We start from the raw sequence: 8,507 nt of genomic DNA, 5'->3' as shown, positions 1-8,507 counted from the left end.
GCAGCGGTGGTAACGCCGGTGACGGCGCGGCCGGTGGTACCTCGGCCAACGGCACTGCGGGCACCGACAGCAACGGTGGGGTTGCCGGCAACGGCGCCATCGGCGGCAACGGCGCACGCGGCACCGACGGCATCGCGTCCGGGGATTTCGACGCGCCGGCGGCTAACGGAACCGTTGGCGGTAGCGGCGGTACCGGTGGCTCCGGCGGTAACGGTGGCGCCGGCGGCGGCACCAACGGTCAGGACACCGACGGCGGCAACGGCGCTGCCGGCGGTAACGGCGCCGCCGGCGGCCACGGCGGCTACACCAGCCACGCCGACGACAACAACCACCCGCTGCAGGGGCACAACGTCGGTGTCGGTGCCAAGGGTGGCGACGGCGGCGCCGGCGGTAACGGTGGCGCGGCCGGTGGGACCGGCGCGCACGCCGGCAACGGTGCCAACGGCGGTACCGGCGGTAACGGCGGTGCCGGCCCGGATCTCAAGGACCTGGCCTACGTCGACACCGCCGGCAACACCGACGCGGGCGTGGCAGCTGCCGTCACCGGTGACGGCGGCAAGGGTGGCGACGGCGGCAGCGGCTACGTCGCCGGTGACGGCGGCAAGGGCGGCACCGGCGGCAGCGACGACTTCGCGGCCGGCTCCAACGGCGGCAAGGGCGGTAACGGCGGTAACGGCGGCGCCGGGGTCGGTACCGGCAGCACCGGCGGTGACGGCGGCAAGGGCGGCGCCGGCGGCGACGGCAGCAACATCCGCTGGGGCTACGACGGGCCCACTTCCGCGGGTAACCCCCCCTTCACCAACGGCACGGCCAGCTCGTCGGGTCCGGTCGACGACGTCTCCGGCGGTGACGGCGGCAAGGGCGGTAACGGCGGCGTCGGCGACGCGGCGAACGGCACCGGCGGTGCCGGCGGTGACGGCGGCAAGGTCACCACGCCGAACCTGGGCACCGGCCCCGGTTCCTCCGCCAGTCCGGTCGGTCCGGACAACGGTGGCGCCGGCGCCACCGGCGGCACCGGTTCCACCGACGGCAACAACGGTGCGAGCGGCACCACCCCGTAGGCCCCGGCCCACAACAGGGAAAGCCCCACACGCCCCGTGCGTGTGGGGCTTTCCCCGTCTCTGGACCTGCTGGTATCCCCATGACAGCAAAATATTCAACACACCGTTGACTATCTCAACACACCGTTGATAACCTGTCGTCATGACTGAACACCTCGACGTTGTGATCGTCGGCGCCGGCATCTCCGGTATCAGCGCGGCCTGGCACCTGCAGAACCGCTGCCCGGGCAAGAGCTACGCCATCCTGGAGAGCCGGGACAACCTCGGCGGCACCTGGGACCTGTTCAAGTACCCCGGTATCCGCTCCGACTCCGACATGTTCACCCTGGGCTTCCGGTTCAAGCCGTGGCTGTCGGCGCACTCGATCGCCAACGGGGCGGACATCTGGAACTACATCAACGAGGCCGCCGAAGAGAACGGCATCGACAAACACATCCGGTACCGGCACCGAGTGTTGTCCGCGGACTGGTCCGACGCCGACAACCAGTGGACGGTCACCGTCGACAACAACGGCGAGCAGGAGCAGATCACCGCGTCGTTCGTGTTCGCGTGCAGTGGCTACTACAACTACGCAGAGGGCTACTCGCCGGAGTTCCCCGGCTCGCAGGACTTCAGTGCAGCCGGCGGCGTCATCGTGCACCCCCAGCACTGGTCCGAGGACCTGGACTACGCCGGCAAGAAGATCGTGGTGATCGGCAGTGGCGCCACGGCGGTGACGCTGATCCCCGCGCTGGCCAACTCCGGTGCCGGGCACGTCACCATGCTGCAGCGCTCGCCGACCTACGTCGGTGCGCTGCCGCTGGTGGACCCCATCGCCGTGCAGGCCAACCGGTTCCTGCCGAAGAAGGTCGCGCACTTCGTCAACCGCTGGAAGGCCATCGGATTCAGCACGGCCCAGTACCAGCTGGCGCGCAACTTCCCGAAGTACATGCGCAAGACCCTGATGACGATGGCCAAGCACCGGCTGCCGGAGGGTTACGACGTGGACAAGCACTTCGGCCCGCGCTACAACCCATGGGACGAGCGGCTGTGCCTGGCGCCCAACGGTGACCTGTTCAAGACCATCCGCGACGGCAAGGCCGACGTCGTCACCGACACCATCAAGACGTTCACCAAGACCGGGATCCTGCTGGACTCCGGCCAGGAACTCGACGCGGACATCATCATCACCGCCACCGGCCTGAACATGCAGTTGCTGGGCGGCGCGACGCTGCTGCGCAACGGCGAGCCGATCGATCTGACCAAGACCATGACCTACAAGGGTCTGATGTTCTCCGGTGTCCCCAACGCGGCGATGGCCTTCGGCTACACCAACGCGTCCTGGACGCTCAAGGCCGACCTGGTCTCGGAGTTCGTCTGCCGGGTGCTCAACTACATGGACGAGCACGGCTTCGACCGGGTCGAGGCCCAGCACCCCGGCGACGCGGTGGAGGAGCGACCGTTCATGGACTTCAGCCCCGGCTACTTCCGCCGGGCGGTGGACACCCTGCCCCGGTCCGGGTCGGAGGCCCCGTGGCGGCTCAAGCAGAACTACCTGCTGGACCTGCGGCTGATCCGCTACGGCAAGGTCGACGAGAAGTCGCTGCGGTTCAGCAAGCACCGCGCGGCCGTCAACGCCTAGTTCGTCTCGGGGCCGCTCTCGGGCCAGTAATAGGAGTCGGGGTAGGGCCGGGACCCGAAGATCGCGGTCCCGATCCGCACCTCGGTGGCGCCCTCGGCGATCGCCAGCGGGAAGTCGCCACTCATCCCCATCGACAGCCGGGGCAACTGGTGGCCGCGTGCAGCGGCGTCATCGCGCAGTTCGCGAAGCCGGCGGAAGCAGCCGCGGACCGTCGCCGGATCTGATGTGTTGATCGCCAGCGTCATCAGGCCCTGCACCCGCATGGTGGGGTAGCACGCCAGCTCGTCCAGGAACGGCAGCAGCTGCTCGGGGTCCAGGCCGTACTTGCTGGGCTCGTCAGAGGTCTTGACCTGCACCAGCACGTCAATGGCCCGGCCTTCGGCGCGCAGCTGCCGGTCCAGCGCCGCGGCCAGCCGGGGCCGGTCCAGCGACTGCACCTCGGTGGCCAGCCGGGCCACCACCCCGGCCTTGTTGGTCTGCAGGTGCCCGATCATCACCCAGTCGATCCCCGGGGCGGCCTCCTGGGAGCCCAAAGCCTGCGCTTTGTCGCGGATCTCCTGAACCTTGTTCTCCCCGAATCGGTGCAGACCCAGGCCGACCGCCTCCCGGATCACGTCGGGGCCGAACGTCTTGCTGACCGGCAGAATCGTGACCTCGGCCGGATCTCGCCCGGCGTCGTGGCAGGCCGCCTCGACCCGTCCGCGGATGGCGTCCCAGCGCTCCCGGAGGGTGTCTGCCGTCATGGTTTGAGCGATGTCAGACGACGACGATGCCGTCGTCGTCGCTGTAGGCGATCTCGCCGGGGACGAACCGGATGCCGCCGAGCTCGACGACGACGTCGCGCTCACCGGCGCCGGTCTTGGTGCTCTTGCGCGGGTTGGTGCCCAGCGCCTTGATGCCGATGTCGAGGGTGCGCAGCGTCGCCGCATCCCGCACTGCGCCGTGCACGATCAGCCCGGCCCAGCCGTTGGCCCGGCCCAGCTCGGCGATCACGTCGCCGACCAGCGCGGTGTGCAGCGACCCGGCGCCGTCGATTACCAGCACCCCGCCGTCGCCCGGACTCGACAGCACCGACTTGAGCAGTGCGTTGTCTTGGAAGCAGCGCACGGTGCTGACCGGGCCGGCGAATTCGGTGCGTCCGCCCAGTTGACGGAACTGCAGATCGCAGCTGCGCACGTCGGCGCCGATCTCATCGACCAGGTCGGCGGTGGGCTGGAAGGCGATGCTCACAGCCGGGCTCAGCTGCGCAGTGCGTGCAGCAGCCGGCGTAGCAGCAGCAGTACCAGCAGGCCGCCGATGCCGGCGGCCACCAGCGGGACCACTGACGGCTGAGTCGGTACCGGTGCGGCCGGCAGTGCGTTGCCCGCTGCCTCTACCGTCGACTTGGCTTGGGCCGCGGTCTCTTTGGCGCCGGCGGTGGGCGGACGGCTGCCGTTCGCGAGCGCCGGAGCGGGTGCCTTTTTCGCGGGTGCCTTTTTGGCGGGTGCCTTTTTGGCGGCCTTTTTGGCGGCCTTCTTGGCCGGCGGTGTCACCGGCTGGCCGGTGGGCTCAGGCGCGGCGGCGGATTCAGGCGTAGCGGCGGACTCGTGATCAGGTTGGCCCTGCGGGTCAGTCATATCGCCCATCATGCCAGTCAGCATCCCCCGGCGGCCAGTGAGTCGCTGCGATCAGTGCCGGCGCCGGCTCAGCCACAGGCCGCCCGCCACCAGCGCCACCGCGCCGGCCACGAACGGCCAGATCGGCAGGTCCTCGGTGGCCGGGTCGGCGTAGCGGCGGGGCAACGGTGCTGCCTCGGCGTGATCAGAGGCCGCCGGTCCCGGTTCGCCGGAGCCGGCCACCGTCAGCTGGAACGGCCACGAACCGGTGACCACGTGCCCGTCGGCTGAGGTCACCCGGTAGTTGACGGTGTAGGTCCCGGCCGGTCCGAGCGCGCGGACGCCGACGCTGGCGACCGCACCATGGACTTGCGTGTCGCCCGTCGACCAGAGGTGCCCGTCGGGGCCGACCACGGTCATGGCCGCGAAGCTGGTCTGCAACTGCTCGTTGAAGGTGGCGCTGACCCGCTGCGGCCCGCTCGTCAGCTCGGCGCCGCGGGCCGGGTCGCTGGACACCAGTACCGCGTGCGCGGCGGCCACCCCGGCAGCGGTAAACAGCATGACCAGCGCGAACAGCCCCGCGCAGGCCACCCGCACGGCCCGCGTCACTGCCGCCGCCGGGCCAGGGTGAACGTGGCGGCGAGGGCGGCGACCAGCAGCGCGGTACCGCCGAGCAACCGGGCCGCGTTGTCGCCGTGCCCGCCCTGCGGCGCGGCGTCGACGGTGGTCGCTGGCCCGGCGGAGACGGCCGGCGCCGGGTGCTGGGCGTGATGCTCGGGTGCAGACGCGACGCCTGCGCCGAGTTGCAGTGCGGGCACCGGGTGCTCGGCCTCGCCGCCGCCCGACGGTGGGGCCTGGTCCCAGCGCACCACCGTGCCGTCGGCGTAGCGCTGGGCGGCGGGGAAGTCCACGGTGTCGGCGTCGGGCAGGCGCATCGCGATCCGGAACAGTCCGAACTGGTCGGCACCGATGCCGCCACCCGGCGCTGCCGTCCAGGTGACCGCGTGCACCGCTCCGGTCTCGGAGCCCCGCTCCAGCTTGGCCGTCCAGCCCGGCGTCGTCTCGGTGCGCGCCGACGCCACGTCGGGCAGCGTCACGGTGAGTTCGGTTGTGGCAGAACCGGTCGGCGATTCGTTCGGCACTTCGAAGGTGACCATCGCGATGCCGCCGCGGACCGCGCCCGGGCTGCTGGCATGGACGTGGGCCCCGGCCGGTGCGACACCGACGGAACCGAGGACGGCGATCGCGGCGGCGGCGGCGATGGCGGCGACCCGGTTCCAGACGGTCATGACGGCAGCCCCAGCCGGGCCATCAGATCAGCGTCGATGCCGTCGAGCTGCTCGCTGACCGAGGCGAATCCGGCTCGGCGGCGGTCACCGGGCATGGTCTCGATGGCGGTGACGGCGGTGGCCAGGTCGCGCAACCGGTCGGTGACCGCCGAGACGAACTGCTTGGTCTCGGCGTCCTTGGGCTTTCGGTCCGCGACCTCGCGTAGCGTCCGCTCCGCCCCGACGATCCGCGCCGAGAGCCGGGCCTCGTTCTTGCCGCTCCCGGAGAACTCGCCCATGCGGGCCAGCGGAACGCCGAGCTGGGCGGCCCGCTGCTCGTCGATCAGGCCGCGCACCGCCATGGCACCGCGATAGGCCACCGGCACCACGATGGGGGCGAGCATCCGCGACACCGTCAGGGTGCGGCGGATACGGGCCGGCGACAGCAGCCTGCCGTCGCGGGCCGCCTTGAGCTGGTTCTCGGCTGCCTTGAGCGTGGTTCGGTCGCGATCCCGTTCGGCTTTGAGCTGTGCCTTGAGGGCCCGGGCGTCGGCGCGCTGAGTGACCTTGAAGCGCTTGGCCTCGCCCTTGGCGGCCAGCCGTGCCTCCAGCTTGGCCCGCGCCTTGAGGGCGCGCGCCTCAGCACGCCGGGTCGCGCGGCTCTTGCGTTTTCTGAACAGGCCCATGGCGGCCGCCTCCCCGGTGTCTCACTGGAACCGATCCCGCCAACCCTAATGGCGGCGCCGGCACCTCAGGCGCTGAGGTGCTCCTTGCGCCGCAGCTCGTCGATGCGCTCCAAAACGTCCTTCTGGGATTCGCTCGACAACCCGATGACGTTGGTCGCGATCCGGCGGACACCGGCCTCACGGACACCGTCCAGCCAGGACAACTCCGAGTCCAGCTTGGTGTAGTAGTCGTCGTCGGTGAAGAACGCGAGTTTGATCCGGAAGAAGTTGGCGAGCGCGGCCATGGTGGCCGTCGACGGGTTGGTCCGGTTGCCGGAGCGCAGTTGCGAAAGGTAGGGCGCGGACATGGTGATGCCCTCGGCTTTGAGTGCCGCGATCACCTCGGCGGAGGTGTGCGGCCCGCGTCCGGGCGGATAGACGGTATCGAAAAGACGGTTCAAGCGGACGGCGAAAGTCGCGCTCATCGATAGGACCTCCAGGGGGGTTGGCAGGCGGTCGATACACGGTCGGCGGGGGGTTCGCCGTCACGTGGAGAATATTTGCTGATTCATCGTAGCGATAGATAACGACACAACCAAGAGTGATTCCTCAGTAAATTCGATCTTGATTCAGCGCGGTCGGGGGCCGCCCTCGTTCACCGGACGCGGTGGTCCATTCGACGGTTCTTTTTGGGCTGTACCAAGCACAATTCGGTCGCCGCGGATAGCCTGCAGTCCGGGTCGATCCCGAACGATCAGTCCTCGGCGCTGGACCGCTCTCCGGCGAAGTGAAGTTTGCACCGTCGCCGGAGTTTGTGACGGGATTTGCTACCGGACCGCTCGGCGGGCCTGGCGAAGCCCCGCGCCGACCGTCAGCGCCAGCAGTGCGCCGACCGAGGCGATGGCCGCCGGGCGCTGCCCGAGCGCCTCGTCGAGCAGCATCCAGATGCCGAAGGCGAGGAACAGTACCGCCGCGGAGCGGTGCAGCAGGTGTTCGGGCAGTCGGCGGTGCAACACCACCCCGACCGCGATGGCCACCCCGTCGGCCAGCACCATGCCGAGCGTCGCGCCGAGCCACACGCCCAGCCAGCTGTGGTCGCTGGCCAGCGCGACGGTCGCCAGCATCGTCTTGTCGCCCAGCTCGGCGAGAAGCACCGAGGACACCACTGCCAGCAGCGCGAACCGCGGCTCGCGGACGGGTGCGTCCGCGTCGTCGGCGTTGTTGCCCTCGCGCCATGTCCACGCCGCGAACCCGAGGAAGGCGACACCGGCGACCGCGGCGATGGGGCGCGCGGGCAGGGTCAGCCCCAGGAAGTGGCCGACGGTCACCGAGATGCCGTGGATGGCGAAGGCGGCGATCCCCACCCCGCTCAGCACCACCCACCATCGGTGCCGCAGCGCATAGGACATCGTGATCAGCTGCGACTTGTCGCCGAGTTCGGCGAGGAAGACCACTCCGAGGCTGATCAGCACGGCGGCAAGCATGCGGGGCGACCTTTCGACAGCTGCCGAGGCTAGTGACTGTCAGCCTGCGGCGCCACCGCTGCGGGGGTTTTCGGGAACCCGAATCGAATGATCCGAATCTCCTTATGCGGCAAGGAGCATGGCCAGGACAGCGGTGTCGGGATGGCTCACCGGGTCGACGCCGACCCGGCTCACCATCGAGGTGATGGTGCCGTCGGATTCGGCCTCCACCCAGGCCGCCCGGTGTTCCAGGCCCAGGTAGGGCAGGCCCGGTAGTAGAACACATCCCGAGGCCGCGCCCCGGCACTCCGGCAGTGAGGGAATGGTCTCCGACGGCGGATGCAGGATCAGCAGCGCCGACGGCTGGTGCGCCGCAAAGTGTCCCGGCGCGATCGGGGTGCGACCGGAGATGGTGCCCTCGGCCATCAGCAGGCCCACGGTACCCGGGCCGGGATTGTCGGGAAGTTCCTCACGAGTGCCGAATACCGTTGTGGTGGAGAGCAATCCGGGGGTGGACGCGACACGGACCGCGATGCCGAGCAGTTGCGCCCATTCCTTGGTGGAATCCGGCCAGCGGCCGAACACCACGAATCCGCGTAATTCGCCGTGGGAATGGAAAGGGGCGACCTCGATCGCCCGACCGGACCCCGTTGTCTCCATCGCGCACCCTCCTTGTGGTGGGTTGCCGAGCAGCATGCGCGCAACCGGTGCGCGGGTGCAAGCAGACACGACGATGCGCCGGGTAACGAATCGGTGAGGAAAACCCGTATGAAACCGAAGCGGGGGGGGGGGGGGGGGGGGGGGGGGGGGGGGGGGGGGGGGGGGGGGGGGGGG

10 protein-coding genes and 1 pseudogene are annotated in these 8,507 nt (G+C 70.0%); 2 read left to right on the top strand and 9 right to left on the bottom strand.

Features of this window, described 5'->3' with window-relative positions:
- Together K6T84_RS23450 and K6T84_RS23445 are read left to right on the top strand one after the other, a co-directional pair.
- Positions 1-1,061, top strand: a pseudogene (locus K6T84_RS23450) (PE family protein); the annotation flags it as partial.
- 142 nt (positions 1,062-1,203) lie between these two features.
- Positions 1,204-2,682 carry a flavin-containing monooxygenase gene (locus tag K6T84_RS23445; RefSeq protein ID WP_225400949.1) on the top strand — a complete coding sequence of 493 codons (1,479 nt, stop codon included), beginning with the start codon at positions 1,204-1,206 and terminating at the stop codon, positions 2,680-2,682.
- On the opposite strand, the gene K6T84_RS23440 is transcribed toward K6T84_RS23445, so the two are convergent.
- From K6T84_RS23440 to K6T84_RS23400, 9 genes are all read right to left on the bottom strand, one after another.
- Positions 2,679-3,425, bottom strand: coding sequence for a YggS family pyridoxal phosphate-dependent enzyme (locus K6T84_RS23440; protein ID WP_225400948.1), 747 nt, complete (start codon positions 3,423-3,425; stop codon positions 2,679-2,681). The two genes, K6T84_RS23445 and K6T84_RS23440, sit on opposite strands and share 4 nt — an antisense overlap.
- 13 nt (positions 3,426-3,438) lie before the next feature.
- Positions 3,439-3,912 carry a ribonuclease E activity regulator RraA gene (gene rraA, locus K6T84_RS23435; protein WP_225400947.1) on the bottom strand — a complete coding sequence of 158 codons (474 nt, stop codon included), beginning with the start codon at positions 3,910-3,912 and terminating at the stop codon, positions 3,439-3,441.
- Between the two features lie 8 nt (positions 3,913-3,920).
- Positions 3,921-4,298 carry a nucleoid-structuring protein H-NS gene (locus tag K6T84_RS23430; RefSeq protein WP_225400946.1) on the bottom strand — a complete coding sequence of 126 codons (378 nt, stop codon included), beginning with the start codon at positions 4,296-4,298 and terminating at the stop codon, positions 3,921-3,923.
- Between the two features lie 51 nt (positions 4,299-4,349).
- Positions 4,350-4,838, bottom strand: coding sequence for a copper resistance CopC family protein (locus K6T84_RS23425; protein ID WP_225402084.1), 489 nt, complete (start codon positions 4,836-4,838; stop codon positions 4,350-4,352).
- A gap of 44 nt (positions 4,839-4,882) precedes the next feature.
- Positions 4,883-5,566: a YcnI family protein gene (locus K6T84_RS23420; RefSeq protein ID WP_225400945.1), complete on the bottom strand. Its 684-nt coding sequence runs from the start codon at positions 5,564-5,566 to the stop codon at positions 4,883-4,885.
- Positions 5,563-6,231, bottom strand: a complete 669-nt coding sequence (locus tag K6T84_RS23415; RefSeq protein WP_225400944.1) for a DUF6474 family protein — start codon at positions 6,229-6,231, stop codon at positions 5,563-5,565. Before K6T84_RS23415 ends, K6T84_RS23420 begins: the two co-directional genes overlap by 4 nt.
- 65 nt (positions 6,232-6,296) lie before the next feature.
- Positions 6,297-6,695: a transcriptional regulator gene (locus K6T84_RS23410; RefSeq protein WP_225400943.1), complete on the bottom strand. Its 399-nt coding sequence runs from the start codon at positions 6,693-6,695 to the stop codon at positions 6,297-6,299.
- 342 nt (positions 6,696-7,037) lie between these two features.
- Positions 7,038-7,694: a TMEM165/GDT1 family protein gene (locus tag K6T84_RS23405; protein ID WP_225400942.1), complete on the bottom strand. Its 657-nt coding sequence runs from the start codon at positions 7,692-7,694 to the stop codon at positions 7,038-7,040.
- A gap of 102 nt (positions 7,695-7,796) precedes the next feature.
- Positions 7,797-8,333 (bottom strand): peptidase, encoded by a 537-nt coding sequence (locus K6T84_RS23400; RefSeq protein ID WP_224863602.1) that lies wholly within the window; start codon positions 8,331-8,333, stop codon positions 7,797-7,799.
- Positions 8,334-8,507: the final 174 nt, after the last annotated feature.

The organism is Mycobacterium zoologicum, from assembly GCF_020181635.2.
GTDB lineage: Bacteria > Actinomycetota > Actinomycetes > Mycobacteriales > Mycobacteriaceae > Mycobacterium > Mycobacterium zoologicum.
This window is presented reverse-complemented; position numbering and strand designations above follow the sequence as displayed.

Bases quoted from the DNA above. Each gene is read 5' to 3' on its own strand.
- K6T84_RS23430 (WP_225400946.1), bottom strand. From the start codon at position 4,298: ATGACTGACCCGCAGGGCCAACCTGATCACGAGTCCGCCGCTACGCCT.
- K6T84_RS23415 (WP_225400944.1), bottom strand. From the start codon at position 6,231: ATGGGCCTGTTCAGAAAACGCAAGAGCCGCGCGACCCGGCGTGCTGAG.
- K6T84_RS23410 (WP_225400943.1), bottom strand. From the start codon at position 6,695: ATGAGCGCGACTTTCGCCGTCCGCTTGAACCGTCTTTTCGATACCGTC.
- K6T84_RS23445 (WP_225400949.1), top strand. From the start codon at position 1,204: ATGACTGAACACCTCGACGTTGTGATCGTCGGCGCCGGCATCTCCGGT.
- K6T84_RS23420 (WP_225400945.1), bottom strand. From the start codon at position 5,566: ATGACCGTCTGGAACCGGGTCGCCGCCATCGCCGCCGCCGCCGCGATC.
- K6T84_RS23405 (WP_225400942.1), bottom strand. From the start codon at position 7,694: ATGCTTGCCGCCGTGCTGATCAGCCTCGGAGTGGTCTTCCTCGCCGAA.
- K6T84_RS23400 (WP_224863602.1), bottom strand. From the start codon at position 8,333: ATGGAGACAACGGGGTCCGGTCGGGCGATCGAGGTCGCCCCTTTCCAT.
- K6T84_RS23425 (WP_225402084.1), bottom strand. From the start codon at position 4,838: ATGCTGTTTACCGCTGCCGGGGTGGCCGCCGCGCACGCGGTACTGGTG.
- K6T84_RS23440 (WP_225400948.1), bottom strand. From the start codon at position 3,425: ATGACGGCAGACACCCTCCGGGAGCGCTGGGACGCCATCCGCGGACGG.